The sequence below is a fragment of the Cellulomonas wangleii genome (assembly GCF_018388445.1).
Classification (GTDB): domain Bacteria; phylum Actinomycetota; class Actinomycetes; order Actinomycetales; family Cellulomonadaceae; genus Cellulomonas; species Cellulomonas wangleii.
Genome location: NZ_CP074405.1, coordinates 1982247 through 2000635, shown reverse-complemented (window position 1 = coordinate 2000635; position 18389 = coordinate 1982247). Strand labels below are relative to the sequence as shown.

General features: G+C 74.7%; 15 protein-coding genes. 3 read left to right on the top strand and 12 right to left on the bottom strand.

Annotated elements, in window-relative coordinates; genetic code table 11:
• Positions 1–18 precede the first annotated feature (18 nt).
• The 6 genes from KG103_RS09210 to KG103_RS09185 all read right to left on the bottom strand — a co-directional run bounded on the left by KG103_RS09210 (position 19) and on the right by KG103_RS09185 (position 7008).
• The gene (locus tag KG103_RS09210; protein WP_207341978.1) at positions 19–798 is read right to left on the bottom strand and encodes an SDR family oxidoreductase; all 780 of its coding nucleotides are present in this window, start codon (positions 796–798) and stop codon (positions 19–21) included.
• Between the two features lie 87 nt (positions 799–885).
• Complete coding sequence (locus KG103_RS09205; RefSeq protein ID WP_207341979.1) at positions 886–1656, bottom strand: GNAT family N-acetyltransferase; 771 nt, start codon at positions 1654–1656, stop codon at positions 886–888.
• On the bottom strand, positions 1653–3449 hold the full coding sequence (gene aspS / locus KG103_RS09200) for an aspartate--tRNA ligase (protein ID WP_207341980.1): 1797 nt from the start codon (positions 3447–3449) through the stop codon (positions 1653–1655). Before aspS ends, KG103_RS09205 begins: the two co-directional genes overlap by 4 nt.
• A gap of 134 nt (positions 3450–3583) precedes the next feature.
• Positions 3584–4630, bottom strand: coding sequence for an Rv2578c family radical SAM protein (locus KG103_RS09195; protein ID WP_207341981.1), 1047 nt, complete (start codon positions 4628–4630; stop codon positions 3584–3586).
• Between the two features lie 205 nt (positions 4631–4835).
• The gene (hisS, locus tag KG103_RS09190) at positions 4836–6212 is read right to left on the bottom strand and encodes a histidine--tRNA ligase (RefSeq protein WP_207341982.1); all 1377 of its coding nucleotides are present in this window, start codon (positions 6210–6212) and stop codon (positions 4836–4838) included.
• A gap of 73 nt (positions 6213–6285) precedes the next feature.
• Entirely contained in the window at positions 6286–7008 is a 723-nt protein-coding gene (locus KG103_RS09185) for an MBL fold metallo-hydrolase (protein ID WP_207341983.1), read from the bottom strand.
• A gap of 225 nt (positions 7009–7233) precedes the next feature.
• On the opposite strand from KG103_RS09185, the gene KG103_RS09180 reads away from it, so the two are divergent.
• The 3 genes from KG103_RS09180 to KG103_RS09170 all read left to right on the top strand — a co-directional run bounded on the left by KG103_RS09180 (position 7234) and on the right by KG103_RS09170 (position 10734).
• Complete coding sequence (locus KG103_RS09180; protein WP_207341984.1) at positions 7234–8004, top strand: peptidylprolyl isomerase; 771 nt, start codon at positions 7234–7236, stop codon at positions 8002–8004.
• On the top strand, positions 8001–9923 hold the full coding sequence (locus KG103_RS09175) for a DUF349 domain-containing protein (RefSeq protein WP_249670866.1): 1923 nt from the start codon (positions 8001–8003) through the stop codon (positions 9921–9923). Before KG103_RS09180 ends, KG103_RS09175 begins: the two co-directional genes overlap by 4 nt.
• 73 nt (positions 9924–9996) lie before the next feature.
• The gene (locus KG103_RS09170) at positions 9997–10734 is read left to right on the top strand and encodes a hypothetical protein (RefSeq protein ID WP_207341985.1); all 738 of its coding nucleotides are present in this window, start codon (positions 9997–9999) and stop codon (positions 10732–10734) included.
• Positions 10735–10770: 36 nt separating this feature from the next.
• On the opposite strand, the gene KG103_RS09165 is transcribed toward KG103_RS09170, so the two are convergent.
• From KG103_RS09165 to ruvB, 6 genes are all read right to left on the bottom strand, one after another.
• Entirely contained in the window at positions 10771–13167 is a 2397-nt protein-coding gene (locus KG103_RS09165; protein ID WP_207341986.1) for a RelA/SpoT family protein, read from the bottom strand.
• A gap of 112 nt (positions 13168–13279) precedes the next feature.
• Positions 13280–13858, bottom strand: coding sequence for an adenine phosphoribosyltransferase (locus KG103_RS09160; protein WP_207341987.1), 579 nt, complete (start codon positions 13856–13858; stop codon positions 13280–13282).
• Positions 13855–14943: a protein translocase subunit SecF gene (gene secF, locus KG103_RS09155; protein ID WP_207341988.1), complete on the bottom strand. Its 1089-nt coding sequence runs from the start codon at positions 14941–14943 to the stop codon at positions 13855–13857. Before secF ends, KG103_RS09160 begins: the two co-directional genes overlap by 4 nt.
• Entirely contained in the window at positions 14943–16679 is a 1737-nt protein-coding gene (gene secD / locus KG103_RS09150) for a protein translocase subunit SecD (protein ID WP_207341989.1), read from the bottom strand. The genes secF and secD overlap by 1 nt, the downstream gene beginning before the upstream one ends.
• Positions 16680–16811: 132 nt before the next feature.
• Positions 16812–17198 (bottom strand): preprotein translocase subunit YajC, encoded by a 387-nt coding sequence (gene yajC, locus KG103_RS09145; RefSeq protein ID WP_207341990.1) that lies wholly within the window; start codon positions 17196–17198, stop codon positions 16812–16814.
• A gap of 121 nt (positions 17199–17319) precedes the next feature.
• A complete protein-coding gene (gene ruvB / locus KG103_RS09140; RefSeq protein WP_372434921.1) occupies positions 17320–18327 on the bottom strand; it encodes a Holliday junction branch migration DNA helicase RuvB in 1008 nt (335 codons plus the stop codon).
• Positions 18328–18389: the final 62 nt, after the last annotated feature.

Below are 18389 nucleotides of genomic sequence, written 5' to 3'. Positions count from 1 at the left end.
CAGGGGGCGGCCGGGCCGTCAGGCGACCAGGCCCTGCCCACCGTCGACGAAGACCTCGGTCCCCGTCACGTGCCGCGCCGCGTCGGACACCAGGAACGCGATGACGTCGGCGACCTCCTGCGGCGAGCCCGGCTCCTCCCCCGTGAGCGGGATCTGCCCCTGCGGGTACTGCGCCGGCAGCCCGAGGTCGTCCGTGTCCCGCTGCTCCGTGTTCTCGTCGATGTTCGTCTCGATGGCGCCGGGGCACACCGCGTTGACGCGCACCCCGCGCGGGCCGAGCTCGACGGCCGCCATGCGGGCGAGCGCGACCTGACCCGCCTTGCTGGTGGCGTACGCCGACGCCCCGGGCGTCGTGAAGGTCCGGGTCCCGTTGATGGACGACACGACGACGACGGCCCCGCCCTGGCGCAGCAGCAGCGGCAGCGCGTAGCGCAGGGTGAGGAACGTCCCGGTGAGGTTGGTGCCGAGCGTGGCGTGCCACTCGTCCGGCTCGATCTGCTCCAGCGGCGCCCACACCCCGTTGACGCCGGCGTTGGCGACGACCACGTCGAGGCGCCCCAGCTCGCGCTCCACCCGGGCGTACACCTCACGGACCGCCTCCGCGTCCCCGACGTCCGCGGCGAGGGGCAGCACCCGCCCGCCCGCCGCGCGGACCTCCGCGGCGACGTCGTCCGCGCTCTCCTGGCGGTGCCCGACCGCGACGACGGTCGCACCGTCCTGCGCGAGCCGCACCGCCGTCGCCCGTCCGATGCCCGATCCCGCGCCCGTGACCAGCGCGACCTTGCCGTCCAGCGTCATCGTGCTCCCTCCCTCGACGTCATGGTCGACGGTAGCCACGCCCGGCGCGGACCGCCCGGTGAGCACCACGGCGGAGCCAGGGGCACGTCAGGGGCGTGCGGCACCCGGCGGCCCGTAGCCCGCGTTCTCGACGTCGACCCGGAATCCGAGGGCCGCGTAGACGCGGCGTGCCGGCGCGTTGTCGGCGTACATGCCCAGCGACACCCAGGGCGCGCCGCCCTCGAGCGCCCGGCGCGTCGCCACCGCCGCCAGCGCGGTGCCCAGCCGGTGGCCGCGCGCGTCGGGGACGACACCCAGGCCGTGCAGGTGCATCGAGGGGACGTCCGTGCCGGCGCGCACCGCGACACCGATCACGCCCAGCAGCCGGCCGCCGGCCGGGTCCGGCACACCCCACCACGCCGCGTCGTCGGACGCGCCGGGGCGCGCGTGGGTCGTCGGGTTCGCCACGTCGAGGCATGCCGTGATCGCCGCGGCGTCGCGCTCGGCGTCGAGGAGGACGACGCGGTCCTCACCGGGCTGCGCGGGGGGTGGGACGTCGCACGAGAACCGGTCCCACGACGTGGCCGGCACGACGCCGACGACCTCGAGGGCCGCCGGCGTGACGGGCACGGCGCGCGGGACCGTCGCCCAGCGCACACCCGGGCCGTGGCTCCGCAGCGCGTCGGGGAGGAGCTCGTGGAGCTCGTCGGGTGCCCCCAGGGCCCACAGGATCGACCCGCCCGGCCGTTCCCGGGCCAGGACCGCCGCCGCGGCGCCCTGCGCGAGCACCGCGGCATCGGCCCAGTCGTGCCGCTGGTCCAGCACGTCCCGCCGGCTGCGCAGCGCGGCGGGCAGCCGCGCCAGGAGCCGGTGGCTCACACCTGGGCGGCGGGGGCCGGGCCGGCGGGCGGCTGGGCGGCCTTGGGACGCGTGTCGACGCCGGTCTCGCGGCGCTGCTCGGGCGAGATGGGCGCCGGTGCCCCGGTCAGCGGGTCGTACCCGCCGCCGGACTTCGGGAAGGCGATGACCTCACGGATCGACTCGGAGCGCGTGAGCAGGGCGACGATCCGGTCCCAGCCGAACGCGATGCCGCCGTGCGGCGGCGCACCGAACGCGAAGGCGTCGAGCAGGAAGCCGAACTTCTCCTGGGCCTCCTCCTGCCCGATGCCCATGACCTCGAAGACGCGCTGCTGCACGTCGCGCCGGTGGATACGGATCGAGCCGCCGCCGATCTCGTTGCCGTTGCACACGATGTCGTAGGCATACGCGAGGGCCGCACCCGGGTCCTCCTCGAAGCGGTCGATCCACTCCGGGGTGGGCGACGTGAACGCGTGGTGCACGGCCGTCCAGGCGCCCTTGCCGACGGCGACGTCGTCGTCCTCGCCGGTGGGCTTGAACAGCGGTGCGTCGACGACCCACACGAACGACCAGGCGTCCTCGTCGATCAGCCCGCCGCGGCGGCCGATCTCCAGACGGGCGGCGCCCAGCAGCGCACGCGCCTCGCTCTGCTTGCCGGCGGCGAAGAACACCGCGTCACCCGGGTTGGCCCCGACCGCGGCCGCCAGCCCGGCGCGCTCCTGGTCGGTGATGTTCTTGGCGACCGGTCCGCCGAGCTCGCCGTCCTCGCCCACCGTGACGTAGGCCAGGCCCTTGGCACCGCGCTGCTTGGCCCACTCCTGCCACGCGTCGAACCCGCGGCGGGGGGTGCTCGCACCACCCGGCTGCACGACCGCCCCGACGTACGGCGCCTGGAAGACCCGGAACGGGGTCTCGGCGAAGTACGCGGTGAGGTCGGTCAGCTCGAGGCCGAAGCGCAGGTCGGGCTTGTCCGTGCCGTACCGGCGCATCGCCTCCGCGTACGTCATCCGCGGGATCGGGGTCGGGATGGTGTACCCGATCAGCTCCCACAGCGACGTCAGCACGGCCTCGGCGAGCTCGATGACGTCGTCCTGGTCGACGAAGCTGGCCTCGATGTCGAGCTGGGTGAACTCCGGCTGGCGGTCCGCGCGGAAGTCCTCGTCCCGGTAGCAGCGGGCGATCTGGTAGTACCGCTCCAGGCCGCCGACCATGAGCAGCTGCTTGAACAGCTGCGGGGACTGCGGCAGCGCGTACCAGCTGCCCGGGGCCAGGCGCGCCGGGACGACGAAGTCGCGCGCACCCTCGGGCGTGGACCGCGTCAGCGTCGGGGTCTCGACCTCGACGAACCCGCGCTCGTCGAGCACCGCGCGCGCGGCACGGTTGACCTGGGCGCGCAGCCGGATGGCGTGGGCCGGGGCGGGCCGGCGCAGGTCGAGGTAGCGGTGGCGCAGGCGCGCCTCCTCCCCCACCGGCTCGTCGACGGACGCCGAGACCTGGAACGGCAGCGGTGCGGACTCGTTGAGGACGACGACCTCGTGCGCGACGACCTCGACCTCGCCGGTCGCGAGGTTGGGGTTCTCGTTGCCCTGCGGACGGCGCCCGACCTCACCGGTGACCTGGAGCACGTACTCCGCACGCAGCCCGTGGGCGACGGCCTCGTCGCGGATGACGACCTGGGCGATGCCCGAGGCGTCGCGCAGGTCGACGAACGCGACCCCGCCGTGATCGCGCCGGCGGTCCACCCAGCCCGTGAGGGTGACGGTGGTGCCGATGTGCTCGGCCCGCAGCGAGCCGGCGGTGTGGGTGCGCAGCACGGAAGGTCCTTCAGGTCGGGGATCCGCGCCCGGACGGACGCACCCCCGATCATAGGTGCGCCGACGGTGCCCGGCCCACGCGGACGCCCTACCGCGGGACGCCCCGCGCGCACCCGCCCCGACGGGCCGGACCCTCAGAAGAGACTGGGCTGCAGCTCGGCGGCGGCCGGCGGCGCGGGCTCCCGGTCGCTGCCCCAGCGCACGCCGTCGCCGACGTCCTGCGGGGCGCGGTCCAGCCCGTGCCGTGCGAGCAGCGGGCGGACCCGCGCGCCCAACCAGGCGCCGTACTCTGCGTGGGCGTACGACCCGCCCCGGTACACCCGGTCGTAGCCGGCCACCAGGTCGGGCCGCTCCCGCCGCAGCCACGCGAGGAACCACTCCCGGGCGCCCGGCCGCAGGTGCAGCGGCAGCACGGTGGCCCGCTGGGCCCCGGCCTCGGCGACGGCGGCGAGCAGCCGGTCCAGGTGGTCCGTGGAGTCCGTCAGCCAGGGCAGCACCGGCGCCACCATGACGTGCACGGGCAGCCCGGCCTCCCGCGCCGCGCGGACCAGCGCCAGACGCGCCCGCGCCGTCGGCGTGCCGGGCTCCAGGCTCTGCTGCAGGTCGTCGTCCAGGACGGCGATGGAGACGGCCGTCGACACCGGCACGTCGCGCGAGGCCTCGGCCAGCAGCGGCAGGTCCCGGCGCAGCAGGGTGCCCTTGGTGAGGACGGACAGCGGCGTGCCCGAGCCCGCGAGCGCCTCGATGATCCCGGGCATCAGCGCGTACCGGCCCTCCGCCCGCTGGTACGGGTCGGTGTTGGTGCCGAGCGCGACGTGCTCGCGTCGCCACGACGGCCGACCGACCTCGGCGTGCAGCACCTCGGCGACGTTGGTCTTGACGACGATCTGGGTGTCGAAGTCCGCCCCCGCGTCGAGGTCGAGGTAGCGGTGGGTGCCCCGGGCGAAGCAGTAGGCGCACGCGTGCAGGCAGCCCCGCATCGGGTTCACGGTCCACCGGAACGGCACCGCCGACGCGTCCGGCACCCGGTTGAGAGCCGTACGGCACAGCACCTCGTGGAAGGTGACGCCGGCGAAGTCCGGCGTGCGCACGCTGCGCACGAGTCCGGGCATGGCGCGCAGGTCGAGCCCGGGCAGCGCGGTGCCGTCCTGCGCACCGATCTTCTGCCCGTCCCATCGCACACGGTCATTCGAACACACGTTCGACCATGTGTCGAGAGGGTCAGCCGCCCGCCCGGCAGCCGGCCGTGCGGCAGCCGGTCGTGCGGCAGCCGGTCGTGCGGCAGCCGGCCGTGCGGCAGCCGGCCGTGCGTCAGCCGGCCGTGCGGCAGCCGGCCGTGCGTCAGCCGGCCGTGCGGCAGCCGGCCGTGCGTCAGCCGGCCGTGCGTCAGCCGGCCGCGACGACGCGCGGACGCACGTCGTCCGCCGGCGGCGCCCACGTCGCGGCGTCGGCGGGGACCTGCTCGCCCGAGCGGATGTCCTTCACCTCGTCCTGCGCGGGTGCGCCGTCGTCGGCCGGGTCGCCGACGAACCACACGAAGGGGATGCCGCGGCGGTCGGCGTGCTTGATCTGCTTGCCGAACTTGGCGGCGCTCGGCGCCACCTCGACGGGGATGCCCCGCGCCCGCAGCGCGGCGGCGACCGCGTCGGACCGCGAGCGCAGCTCCTCCGACGTGACCGCGACGAGGACCGCGGTCGGCACCGAGCGCGTCGCGCGCACGAGGCCGGCGGACAGCAGCCGGGACACCAGCCGGGACACGCCGATCGACAGACCGACGCCCGGGTAGGTCTGGTTGCCGTCCGACGCGAGCGTGTCGTACCGGCCACCGGAGCAGATGGACCCCAGGTCCTCGTGCCCGACCAGCACGGTCTCGTAGACCGAGCCGGTGTAGTAGTCCAGGCCGCGGGCGATCCTCAGGTCGGCCACGACCACCCCGGGCGCGCGCTCGGCCGCGGCGGCGACGAGCGCGCCGAGCTCGCCGAGCCCTTCCTCCAGCAGGTCGCTCGATGCCCCCTGCCGGGTCGCGAGCTCGCGCACCCGCTCGACGACGGAGGCGTCGTCGCCACTGATCGCGGCGAGCTCCAGGCAGGCGTCGGCCTGCGCGGGCGTGGCGCCGGCCTCGTCGACGAGCAGCGCCGCGACCGCCTCCGGGCCCACCTTGTCGAGCTTGTCGATGCCGCGGAGCACGGCCTCGACGTCGTCGAGACCCAGGCCGCGGTAGAAGCCCTCGGCGACCTTGCGGTTGTTCACGAGGATCCGCACCGGCGGCACGCCCAGGTCGCGCAGCGCACCGAGGGCGTCCGCCATGACCAGCGGGAGCTCGACCTCGTAGTGGTAGGGCAGCGCACCGGCGCCGACGACGTCGATGTCGGCCTGCACGAACTCGCGGAACCGCCCGTCCTGGGGCCGCTCGCCACGCCACACCTTCTGGATCTGGTAGCGGCGGAACGGGAAGGCCAGGTGCCCGGCGTTCTCCAGCACGTACCGCGCGAACGGCACGGTGAGGTCGAAGTGCAGGCCCAGCTGGCCCGCGCGCTCGGGCGCCGCGTCCGGGTCCTCCTGCAGGCGCCGCAGCACGTAGACCTCCTTGGAGGTCTCTCCCTTGCGCAGCAGCTGGTCGAGCGGCTCGACGGCCCGCGTCTCGATCCCCGCGAAGCCGTGCAGCTCGAACGTGCGGCGCAGGACGTCGAGGACGTGCTGCTCGACGATGCGCCCGTCGGGCAGCCACTCGGGGAATCCGGACAGGGGTGTGGGTCGCGCCATGGGCACGATGATCCCAGAACGCGACGCCCGGTCCCGCACCCTTCCGGGACGTGGGCCGCGCCGTCCCGGCGGCTCAGCCCCGACGCGGCAGGTACGGGTTGGTCGCCAGCTCGGTCGCCACGTCGGTGGCGGGGCCGTGGCCCGGCAGCACGCGGGACCCGCGTGGCAGGGCCGCCACCACGTCGCGCAGGGTCGCGAGCATCGCGTCATCGTCGCCGCCCGGCAGGTCGGTGCGACCGATGCCGCCGGCGAACAGCACGTCGCCGGACAGGACGACGGGTTCGACCTCCCCCGCGTCGACGAGGTAGAGCGTGGAGCCCTCGGTGTGCCCGGGGGCGTGCCGGGCGACGACCCGGACCCCGCCGAGGTCGAGGTCGACGTCACCCGTCCGGCCCACGCCCGCGCGACCGAACGGCTGGACCTGCTGCGGCTGCTGCCACGCGGCGGGCTCGACGCCGACGGCGCGCAGCGCCTGGGCGAGGGGGCCACGCGGGTCGTGGCGCGGGTCGAGGACCCCGAGCGTGCCGAACGGGTCCGCCAGCCGGTGCACGTCCCCGGCGTGCAGCAGCACGGGCACGTCGAACGCGGCGGACAACGCCGCCGCGTCCCACGTGTGGTCCGCGTGCCCGTGCGTGAGCAGCACGCCGCGGGGCCGCAGCGCGTGGCGGGCGACGATCTCGCGCACCTGCTCCGCCGTGCCGGCACCGGGGTCGACGACGGCGCAGTCGCCGTCCGGGGCGACGAGGACCGAGCACCGCGCCGCGAAGACGGGCGCGACCACCGTGAGCATCTGCATGTCCCGCACGCTAGACGAGCACCCGGACGCGTGCTGCACCGGCGCCGGCGACGGACGTCGGGGCGCACGGGACCGGGGCCACGCCGTGGTCAGCGTGCGCGACGACTGCCCGGGCTTGCCTAGACTGTCCCGGGGTCCGGCGCGTCTGCGGCGGTGGCACGTGGGACGGCAGCGGTGCAGCGGCGACGCGCACGTGCCGGCGGCACGACGAGACTGAGGAGAGCGGTGTCTTCGAAGCGCGAGCGCGAGCAGGAGCGCCGTCGGCAGGAGAAGAGGCACGCGCGCATGCTCGAGGCGCAGCGTGCGCGCCAGAAGCGCGCCCGCGTGGTGGCCGGCGGCGTGGTCGGCGCCCTCGCGCTCGGCCTGGGGGCTGTGGCGATCGTCGGCCTGACGCGCGACGACGCTCCGCCGTCGGCCGGACCGCAGGACGCGCCGTCCGCCGCCGCGACCTTCCCCGCACGGACGGGCAACGGCGGCGTCGCGCCCGACCCGGCGCTGGCCGAGGCGCGCACCTGGACCGGCACGCTGAGCACGTCCGCCGGTGAGATCGGCGTCGAGCTCGACGGCGCGGCGGCGCCGCAGGCCGTCGCGAACTTCGTGACCCTCGCCGACGAGGGGTACTTCGACGGCACGCTGTGCCACCGGCTCGTGACGCAGGGCATCCACGTGCTGCAGTGCGGCGACCCGACAGCCACCGGCATGGGCGACCCCGGGTACTCGTGGGGCCCGGTGGAGAACGCCCCCGCCGACGACGTGTACCCCGCCGGCACCATCGCGATGGCCCGCGTCGGCGGCGACGCCGAGTCGATGGGCTCCCAGTTCTTCCTCGTCTACGAGGACTCGCAGATCCCGTCCGACGCGGCGGGTGGCTACACCGTGTTCGGCCACATCACGTCCGGTCTGGACGTGGTGCAGGCCATCGCTGACGCGGGGACCCAGGACGGCTCCGAACGTCCGGTCTCCGACGTCACCATCGAGGGAGTGGAGATCCAGTGACCGAGCACCCGACGACGCCGTCCGCGGACGACGCCGAGCAGGCTCCCCCCCTCGCGGGCGACCCGACGGCCGTCGAGGCCACGCCCGAGGCACCGGTGGACGAGCCGGCGACCGAGGACAGCACCGCGACGCCGGACGAGCCGACGGACGACGCCGTGCAGGACGTCACTCCTGAGCCGCAGGCCGAGGCCGGCGCCCCGGCGACCGACGGCACCGAGGGCGTCGTGACGGACACCGAGCCCGGCACCGCCGCGGACGAGGCGCCACCGGCTCCGGCCGAGGAGGCCGCACCCGCCGAGGACGCACCGGTCGACGAGACCGCGCCGGCCGAGGAGACCGCACCGGTCGACGAGACCGCGCCGGCCGAGGAGACCGCACCGGCCGACGAGACCGCGCCGGCCGAGGAGACCGCACCCGCCGACGAGACCGCACCCGCCGAGACCGCGGCCGAGGTGAGGGACGTCGCGTCCGAGCAGCCCGCGTCCGACCAGTCCGCCACGCCTGCGCCGGGTGGGGTCCCCGCCCCCGGCGCCCGGCCGGGTCAGCGTCCGCGGCCGACGCCCGCGGCGATGCGTCCCGGCCCGCGGCCGCCGCGCCCCGGCGGTCCCGCCGCACCTGCCACACCGGCCGTCCCGGTCCCCACGCCGGACGAGGAGGCCGAGGCCGCGCGGGCCGCGACCTTCGGCCGGGTGGACGAGGACGGCACGGTGCACGTGGTCGAGGCCGCGGGCGAGCGCGTCGTCGGGCAGTTCCCCGGCGCGAGCGCGCCGGAGGCCCTCGCGCTGTACGTCCGCCGGTTCCTGGACCTGCAGGCCAAGGTCGCGCTGTTCGACGCCCGGCTGTCCGCGACGGACCTGTCCGTCAAGGAGATCGACCAGACGCTCGCGCGCCTCACCGAGGAGCTCGTCGAGCCCGCCGCCGTCGGCGACCTCGACGGCCTGCGGGCACGTCTGGAAGGGCTGCGCGCACGCGCCGCCGAGCGCCGCGCCCAGGCCGACGCCGAGCGCGCCGCTGCACGCGAGGCCGCGGTCGCGGCCCGCACGCAGATCGTCGAGCAGGCCGAGAAGATCGCCGCGACCGACCCCGCACGCATCCAGTGGCGTCCCGCCGGTGAGCAGCTGCGCTCCCTGCTGGACCAGTGGAAGGACGCCCAGCGCTCCGGGCCGCGCATCGACCGCCCTACGGAGGAGTCGCTCTGGAAGCGGTTCAGCCACGCACGGACCACGTTCGACCGCGAGCGACGGCACTTCTTCGCCGAGCTCGAGGCGCGCAACGCCGAGGCGAAGGGCGTCAAGGAGCAGCTGGTCGCCGAGGCCGAGCGCCTCGCGTCGAGCACCGACTGGGGCGGCACGTCCGCCGCGTTCCGCGACCTCATGACGCGCTGGAAGGCCGCGGGCCGCGCCAACCGCCAGGTCGACGACGCACTGTGGGCCCGGTTCCGGACCGCCCAGGACGCGTTCTTCGCCGCGCGGGACGCTGCGAACGAGGCCGTCGACGCCGAGTTCCGGGCGAACCTGGAGGTGAAGGAGGCGCTGCTCGTCGAGGCGGAGGCCCTCCTGCCCATCCGTGACCTCGGCGCCACCAAGGCGGCCCTGCGCTCCATCCAGGACCGCTGGGACGCCGCCGGCAAGGTGCCGCGCGCCGACCTGCAGCGTGTCGAGGGCCGGCTGCGCGCCGTCGAGAGCGCGATCCGCGACGCGGACTCCGCGCAGTGGCGTCGCGGCAACCCCGAGACCCGCGCGCGGGCCGAGGGCGCTGCGGCACAGCTGGAGCAGGCGATCGCCGGGCTCGAGGCGGACCTCGACGCCGCGCGCGCCGCGGGCGACGAGCGCCGCGTGCGCGAGGCTCAGGCGGCGCTCGACGCCCGACGCGCGTGGCTGGAGCAGGTCCAGCGCGCGGCGCAGGACGCTCGCGGCTGACGCACCACCCGTCCGTCCACAGGATGCCCGTCCGCGCCCCCGGCAGGGGGCGGGGGCGGGCATCCTGGCGTCCGTGACCTCCCCGCTCGACATCCCGGGCCCCGCGGCCCTGCGCCGGCTGCGGCCTGGCGCTCCCCCGTCGGTCCCGCTCGTCGTGCGCCGCGCCGACGTACCGGCCTCCGCGTGGACGGGGCTGCACCTCGACGGCGTGCTCGCGCCGCTGTGGCGGGACACCGCACGCGTCGTCGACCGCAACGCGTCCGACGGCAGCGCGTCCGACAGCAGCGCGTCCGACGACGCAGCGGTCGGCGGCACAGCGGTGGCCGGCACAGCGTTCGACGGCACAGTGGTCGACGGCACAGCGTTCGACGGCACAGCGTTCGACGGCACAGTGGTCGACCACGCGGTGGACCCCGCCGTGCGCGCGGCGGCGTTCGCCGCGCTCGTGCCGCAGCGCGGCACGGTCGGCCGTGAGGCGGCCGCGTGGGTGCACGCGGGAGGCAGCCCGCCCGACCGCGTCACGGTGCTCGTGCGGTCCGGGGCGCGGCGCCCGGACCCCCATCCGAGCCGCACGACGGCCGAGGCCGACCTCACGGAAGCCGACGTCGTGGACCTCGGCGGGGTGCGCGTCACCACCGTGCTGCGGACCGCGGTGGACGTCGCGCGGTGGCTGCCGACCGAGGACGCGCTGCGCGTGCTGCGCCGGCTGCCGCCGGTGGGCCTGGACCCGGCCGACGCGCTGCGCCGGCTCGAGCAGCACGCCGGAGGGCGCGGGGTCCGGCGCGCACGGCGCACCCTGCGGCTGGTCTGACACGCGGCGCCGCGGCGCCCGGGACCGACCCGGGCGTCAGGCGCGGATGGCCGGCTCCTCGGCGCCACGCGACCCGGTCACCCGGTACACGTCGAAGACGCCCTCGACCTTGCGCACCGCGGCCAGCACCGACGCGAGGTGCGACGGCTCGGCCATCTCGAACACGAAGCGCGACAGCGCGACCCGGTCGCGGGACGTCGACACCGACGCCGACAGGATGTTCACGTGGTGGTCGGACAGCACGCGCGTGACGTCCGACAGCAGCCGGCTGCGGTCGAGCGCCTCGACCTGGATCTGCACGAGGAACAGCTGCGAGCTGGTGTGCGTCCACTCCACCTCGACGATGCGCTCCGGCTGGCGCCGCAGGCCCTCGACGTTGAGGCAGTCCGTGCGGTGCACCGAGACGCCCGCGCCCCGCGTGACGAACCCGATGATCTCGTCACCCGGCACGGGCGTGCAGCACTTGGCGAGCTTGACCCACACGTCCTCGACGCCCTTGACGACCACACCGGGGTCGCCCGTGCGCACGCGCCGCGCGGTCGACCCGGGCCGCGCCGCCTCGGCGAGGTCCTCCTCCTGGGCCGGCTCGCCCCCCAGCGAGTGCACGAGCCGCTGCACCACGGACGTGGCCGAGGCCTGCCCCTCGCCGACCGCCGCGTACAGCGCCGAGACGTCCGCGAAGCGCATCTCGTGCGCCAGCGCGACGAGGGCCTCGTGCGACATGAGCCGCTGGATCGGCAGGTTCTGCTTGCGCATCGCCTTGGCGATGGCGTCCTTGCCCTGCTCGATCGCCTCCTCGCGGCGCTCCTTGGTGAACCACTGGCGGATCTTGTTGCGCGCGCGGGGGCTCTTGACGAACGCGAGCCAGTCGCGGCTGGGCCCCGCCGTCTCGGACTTCGACGTGAAGACCTCGACGACGTCACCGTTCTCCAGCGTGGAGTCGAGCGGGACGAGACGACCGTTGACCCGCGCGCCCATCGTCCGGTGACCGACCTCGGTGTGCACCGCGTAGGCGAAGTCGACGGGCGTGGAGCCCGCGGGCAGCGCCTGGACGTCGCCCTTGGGGGTGAACACGTACACCTCGGCGCCGGCGATCTCGTCGCGCAGCAGGTCGAGGAACTCCGTGGGGTCGGCCGTCTCCCGCTGCCAGTCGACCAGCTGACGCAGCCACGTCATGTCGTTGCCGGCGGCGTCCTGCGGCCCGCCGCTCTTGGCGGTCTCCTTGTACTTCCAGTGGGCCGCGACGCCGTACTCCGCGCGCCGGTGCATGTCGTGCGTGCGGATCTGGATCTCGACCGGCTTGCCCCCGGGACCGATCACCGTGGTGTGCAGCGACTGGTACAGGTTGAACTTGGGCATCGCGATGTAGTCCTTGAACCGGCCGGGCACCGGGTTCCACCGCGCGTGCAGCGCACCGAGCGCCGCGTAGCAGTCGCGGACCGTGTCGACGAGGACGCGCACGCCCACCAGGTCGTAGATGTCCGCGAACTCGCGGCCGCGCACGATCATCTTCTGGTAGATCGAGTAGTAGTGCTTCGGCCGGCCCGTCACCGTCGCCTTGATCCGTGCGGTCCGCAGGTCGGCGCCGACCTGGTCGCGGACCGTGGCCAGGTACTCCTCGCGGGCGGGGGCGCGCTCCGCGACCAGGTGCACGATCTCGTCGTACACCTTGGGGTAGAGCGTCGCGAACGACAGGTCCTCGAGCTCCCACTTGATGGTGTTCATGCCGAGCCGGTGCGCGAGCGGCGCGTAGATCTCGAGGGTCTCGCGCGCCTTCTTCTCGGCCGACGCCGCGGACACGAACTTCCAGGTGCGGGCGTTGTGCAGCCGGTCCGCCAGCTTGATGACGAGCACCCGGATGTCGCGCGACATCGCGACGACCATCTTGCGGACCGTCTCCGCCTGGGCGGCGTCGCCGTACGCGACCTTGTCGAGCTTGGTCACGCCGTCGACCAGCATCGCGACCTCGGGACCGAAGTCGTGCCGCAGCTGGTCCAGGGAGTAGTCGGTGTCCTCGACGGTGTCGTGCAGCAGCGCCGCCACGATCGTCGACGGGGTCATGCCGAGGTCGGCGAGGATCGTCGCGACGGCGACGGGGTGCGTGATGTACGGGTCACCGCTCTTGCGCAGCTGGCCGCGGTGGGCGTGCTCCGCCACCACGTAGGCCTGCTCGATCACCGACAGGTCGGCCTTGGGGTGGTTGGTGCGCAAGGCCTGCAGCACCGGCTCGAGCGCGGGGTGCGCGGAGGCCGACCGCCCCGACAGCCGGGCGAGACGGGCACGGACCCGACCGGTCGACCCCGGCACGGCGTCCACCTCGGGCGTTCCGGCGCCCGGCGTCGTGACCGCGGGCCCGGAGGGCACGGCCGGTCCGGGCGCAGCGGGGACGGGCGCGCTCACCGGCTCGGCCCCTGCTCCGACCTTCTCCGACATCCGCCCGCACCCCCTTTCCGTGATCGCTCGATTCTACGGCCGCGACGCGTGCGGCCCCGCCCGGCGCACACGCCCCGCACCGGTGCGTGCGCCCCGCCGGCGGGGCGCACGGTCAGGCGATGGTCAGCAGCGCGTCGACGAAGCGTCCCGGCAGCTGCGCACGCCCGCCCAGCGCCTCGAGCTCCACGAGGAAGCTCAGCCCCACGACGGTGGCACCGCAGGACTCCAGCAGCTCGACGGTGGCTGCCGCCGTGCCGCCGGTCGCCAGGACGTCGTCGACGACGAGCACGCGCGCACCGTCGGGAATGGTGAACGGCTGCACCTCGACCGCGGCGGTCCCGTACTCGAGCGCGTACGTCTGCGACGCGACGGGTCCGGGCAGCTTGCCGGCCTTGCGGACGGGGACGACACCGGCACCCAGGGCGGTCGCCACCGGCGCGGCCAGCAGGAACCCGCGCGCCTCCATGCCCGCCACGAGGTCGATCGGCCCCGGCGCGTCGGCGGCCAGCGCCCCGACCACCTCGGCGAAGGCGCCGGCGTCCGCCAGCAGCGGCATGATGTCGCGGAACAGGACCCCGGGCTCCGGGTAGTCCGGCACGGTGCGCATCAGCGCGTCGATCCGACCGGCCAGCGCGGCCCGCTGGTCCGACGGGCCGGGCACCGTGACCGGCCCGTCGGGCTGCGGGCTCATCGGCCCTTGCGCCGGGGCTGCGCGCCCTGGCCCAGGTGGCCGCCCGGCCGCAGGGCCGCGGCCGCGTGCACCGCACCGGCGGTGAGGCCCTCGCCCTGCGCGCCGTCGCTACCCGCGCGCGCCGCCAGGACCTTGGCGGTGTGCTCACGGATCCGCGGCTCGCGCTCCCGCAGCGTGACCTCGAGCGGCGTGGCGATGAAGATCGACGAGAACGTCCCGACGAACATGCCGACGAACAGCGCCAGGGCGATGTCCCGCAGTGTCCCGGCCCCCAGGACGAACGCACCGATCACGAGGATCGACGCGACCGGCAGGAGCGCGACGACCGAGGTGTTGATCGACCGGACGAGGGTCTGGTTGACGGCCAGGTTGGCCCGCTCGGCGTACGTGAAGCGCGTCTGCTCCAGCGTGTCCGCGGTGTTCTCCCGGACCTTGTCGAACACGACGACCGTGTCGTAGATCGAGTACCCGAGGATCGTGAGGAACCCGATGACGGTGGCCGGGGTGACCTCCCAGCCGATGGCCGCGTAGATCCCGACGGTGATGATGAGGTCGTGGAACAGGGCGATGATCGCCGCCGCCGCCATCCGCCAGTTGCGGAAGTACACCGTCATGACCAGCGACACGAACAGCAGGAAGACGAGCAGACCGGTCACGGCCTTCTGCGAGACGTCCTGCCCCCACGAGGGGCCGATGTAGGCGCTGGTGATCTGGTCCTGGCCGACGTCGAAGGCCTCGGCGAGACCGTTCTTGACCTCCTCGACCTGCTCGTTGGTGAGCTCGGCCGTCTGGATGCGCAGCGAGCTGCCGCCGACCGTCGTGACGCGCGGGGCCTCCTCGGGCGAGACGGCCTGCACCGTGTCGACCGCGAGCTGCTGGTCGTCGGTGGGCACACCCGAGACCATGAACTCCGAGCCGCCGCGGAACTCGATGCCGGGGTTGAGGCCCGGCTTGACGAGCAGCACCGCGGAGATGAGGACGAGCACGAGCGAGATGGCGTACCACCTGCGCCGCTTGCCGACGATGTCGTACGAGCGGCGGCCCGTGTAGAGGTCGTTGCCCCACTGGGCGAATCCCGTGGCCATCAGCGGTCGCTCCCCTCGGCGCGCTCGGCGGCGGGCTCGTCGGTCCCGGACGCGGGCGGTGCGTCCGGCGGTGGTGCCGCAGCCGACTGCGCGGCACGGGCCGCGGCGCGGCGCTCGGCAATGGTCAGGCCGCCACCGCTGCCGACGGAGACCGGCTCGCGTGCGGACTCGGGGGCCGGTGCACCCGCCGTGCGCTGGCCCGGCGTGACCACGCGGCCGCGGCCGCCGTACCGCAGCACGTCGACGCCGAGGCGGCGCGGGTCGAGCCCGGAGGCGGGGTGCCCCTCGGAGAAGAACCGGGTACGGCCCAGCAGGACCATCAGCGGGTGCGTGAACAGGAACACGACGAGCAGGTCGACCACCGTCGTCAGGCCGAGGGTGAACGCGAAGCCCCGCACGCCGCCGACCGCGAGCAGGTACAGCACGATCGCGGCGGTGAAGTTCACCGCGTCGGACGCCAGGATCGTGCGACGCGCCCGCTCCCAGCCCTTCTCGATCGCGGCACCCAGGGCCCGGCCGTCCCGCAGCTCGTCCCGGATGCGCTCGAAGTACACGATGAACGAGTCGGCCGTGATGCCGATCGCCACGATGAGGCCGGCGACACCGGGCAGCGAGAGGCGGTAGCCCTGCAGCCAGGACAGCAGCGTGATGACCCCGTAGGTCACGAGTGCCGCCACGAGCAGCGAGGCGACCGTCACCAGGCCCAGCGCGCGGTACTGGAAGAGGGAGTACACGACGACCAGCAGCAGCCCGAAGACACCCGCGAGAAGGCCCTTCTGGAGCTGCTCGGAGCCGAGCGTCGCGGAGATCTGCTGCTCGCTCTGGACCGTGAAGCTGATGGGCAGCGAACCGAAGTTCAGCTGGTTCGCCAGCGTCGCCGCGGACTCGCGGTCGAACGACCCGGAGATCTGCGCCTGGCCGTTGGGGATGACCTCGTTGACCGACGGGGCGGAGATCACCAGCGCGTCGAGCACCACCGCGAACTGGTTGAGCGGCGGGGTCTGGCTCGCCAGGCGCGTCGTGACCTCGGTGAACTTCGGGGTGCCGGCGCCGGTGAACTCCAGGTTGACGACCCACTGGCCCGTGGAGGCACCCGTGGAGGTCGTCCCCATGCCGGACGTCGCGCTCTTGATGTCCGCACCGGGGATCTCGACCGGGCCGAGGATGTACTTGGCCAGGCCCTCCTGGTCGCACGCGACGAACGCGGTGTCGGGGTCGCCGGGGGCGCCACCGGCCCGGTTCTCGGGCAGCGTGCAGTCGAGGGCGTCGAACTCCTGCTGCACCTCGGGCGTCACGTAGTACGCGATGTCGCTCGGCCCGTCCGGGGACTCCTTGGTCGGCTGGTCGGCCGCCGGGGACGCCGCGGGGTCCTGCGGCGTCGCCGCAGGGGCCCCCATGACGAGGACCGGACGGAACTCCATCTGCGCCGAGGTGCGGACCAGGTCGAGGGTCTCCTTGTCGGGACGGCCCGGCAGCGCGACGACGATCTTGTCGCCACCCTGGCTGGTGATCTCCGCCTCGGCGACGCCGGAGGCGTCGACGCGCTGGCGGATGACCGCGATCGCCTGGTTGATCGTCTCGGAGGTGACGTCGCCCTTGGCCTCGGGCACGGGCTCGAGAATGATCTGCGTCCCGCCCTCGAGGTCGAGCGCGAGGTTCGGCGTCAGGGACGCGTCGCTCCAGCGGGTGCCGGCGAGGATCGACGCGAACAGCGCGACGACCAGCAGCCCGAGCATGACGAGCGTACGGACCGGCCGTTCACGGCGGCGGGGAGGAGGGGCCAACGGAGTTCTTCTCTCGTGCGCGCACCGCCCGGGAGGACCGGCCGGTGGGGTCGGGGCCCGGGCGTCATCGCCCGGGCCGGTGGGTCACTTGTCGTCGCGACGGTCGTCCGGCGTCGTCGGGGGCTCGGGCGGCAGGGAGGACAGGTCGTCGGGCACGTCCACCACGGGCTCGTCCTGGACGGCGGGGTCCTCGGTCTCGGACGGCTGCTCACCCACGACGGCCTCGGTGCGGCGCCCGATCGCGGCGCGCAGCCAACGCGTCTGCGTGCCGGGCGTGGACTCGAGCGTGACGACGTCGCCGTCGATGGCCGTGACGGTCCCGAAGAGCCCGGAGGCGGTCATGACCTCGTCCCCCACCTCCAGGTTGTTCCGCAGCTCGGCGGCCTCGCGCTGCTGCTTGCGCGTGCGGCTCGACATGAACCACAGCGCGGCGAACGCGAGCAGCATGATGATGAGGAACGAGTAGTCCATGGGGTGGTGGTTCTCCGCATTCGTGTCAGACGTCCGCCGCAGTCTAGGCGCCGCGGCCCGCCGCTCCAACGTCCCAGGGTCCTGCGACGTTCCCACCCGGTGCCCGAAGGGCGCCGCGCGCTCAGCCGAAGAGCGTGTCCGAGGCCACGGGGACCGCCAGCCCGAGGTGCTCCCACGCCGGTGGCAGGGCGACGCGGCCGCGCGGCGTGCGCCCCACCAGGCCCTCCCGCACGAGGAAGGGCTCGGCCACCGTCTCGACCGTCTCGGGCTCCTCGCCGACCGCCACCGCGAGCGTCGTCAGGCCGACGGGGCCGCCACCGAACCGGCGGCACAGCGCGTCGAGGACAGCACGGTCCAGCCGGTCCAGCCCGCGCTCGTCGACCTCGTAGACCGCCAGCGCCGACCGGGCGGCGTCCAGCGACAGGTGGCCGTCACCGCGCACCTGTGCCCAGTCGCGCACCCGGCGCAGCAGCCGGTTCGCGATGCGCGGCGTGCCGCGCGAGCGCGACGCGATCTCGGCCGCGGCCTCGGCGTCGAGCGGCACGCCCAGCAGCCCGGCGGACCGCACGAGCACACGCTCGAGCTCGTCGTCGGCGTAGAAGTCGAGGTGGCCGGTGAACCCGAACCGGTCGCGCAGCGGCGCCGGCAGCAGTCCCGCCCGGGTCGTGGCACCGACGACGGTGAACGGCGGCAGCGACAGCGGGATCGCGCTGGCGCCCGCCCCCTTGCCCACCACCACGTCGACCCGGAAGTCCTCCATGGCCACGTACAGCAGCTCCTCCGCCGGGCGGGCCAGCCGGTGGATCTCGTCGATGAACAGGACCTCCCCCTCGTCGAGGGAGGACAGCACCGCGGCCAGGTCGCCCGCGTGCTGGATGGCCGGCCCGCTCGTGACCCGCAGCGACGCGCCGAGCTCGGCGGCGATGATCATCGCCAGCGTCGTCTTGCCGAGGCCCGGCGGGCCCGACAGCAGGACGTGGTCCGGTGCCCGCCCCCGCGCCATCGCCGCCTCCAGCACCAGCGACAGCTGGTCTCGCACGACGCGCTGCCCGACGAACTCCTCCAGCCGACGGGGCCGCAGCGCCGCCTCGGCGGCACGCTCCGGCTCGTCCGCGGCGGGACGCACCACCGAGCCGGCGTCGAAGGCGTCGGGCTCCCCCACCTCGATGCGTCCGCCGCCGAGGGGGTCCG

Excerpts from the sequence above, each read along its gene's own strand:
- KG103_RS09210 (WP_207341978.1), bottom strand. The coding sequence starts at position 798 with ATGACGCTGGACGGCAAGGTCGCGCTGGTCACGGGCGCGGGATCGGGC.
- hisS (WP_207341982.1), bottom strand. The coding sequence starts at position 6,212 with ATGGCGCGACCCACACCCCTGTCCGGATTCCCCGAGTGGCTGCCCGAC.
- KG103_RS09185 (WP_207341983.1), bottom strand. The coding sequence starts at position 7,008 with ATGCAGATGCTCACGGTGGTCGCGCCCGTCTTCGCGGCGCGGTGCTCG.
- KG103_RS09165 (WP_207341986.1), bottom strand. The coding sequence starts at position 13,167 with ATGTCGGAGAAGGTCGGAGCAGGGGCCGAGCCGGTGAGCGCGCCCGTC.
- KG103_RS09160 (WP_207341987.1), bottom strand. The coding sequence starts at position 13,858 with ATGAGCCCGCAGCCCGACGGGCCGGTCACGGTGCCCGGCCCGTCGGAC.
- secF (WP_207341988.1), bottom strand. The coding sequence starts at position 14,943 with ATGGCCACGGGATTCGCCCAGTGGGGCAACGACCTCTACACGGGCCGC.
- secD (WP_207341989.1), bottom strand. The coding sequence starts at position 16,679 with ATGCTCGGGCTGCTGGTCGTCGCGCTGTTCGCGTCGATCCTCGCCGGC.
- yajC (WP_207341990.1), bottom strand. The coding sequence starts at position 17,198 with ATGGACTACTCGTTCCTCATCATCATGCTGCTCGCGTTCGCCGCGCTG.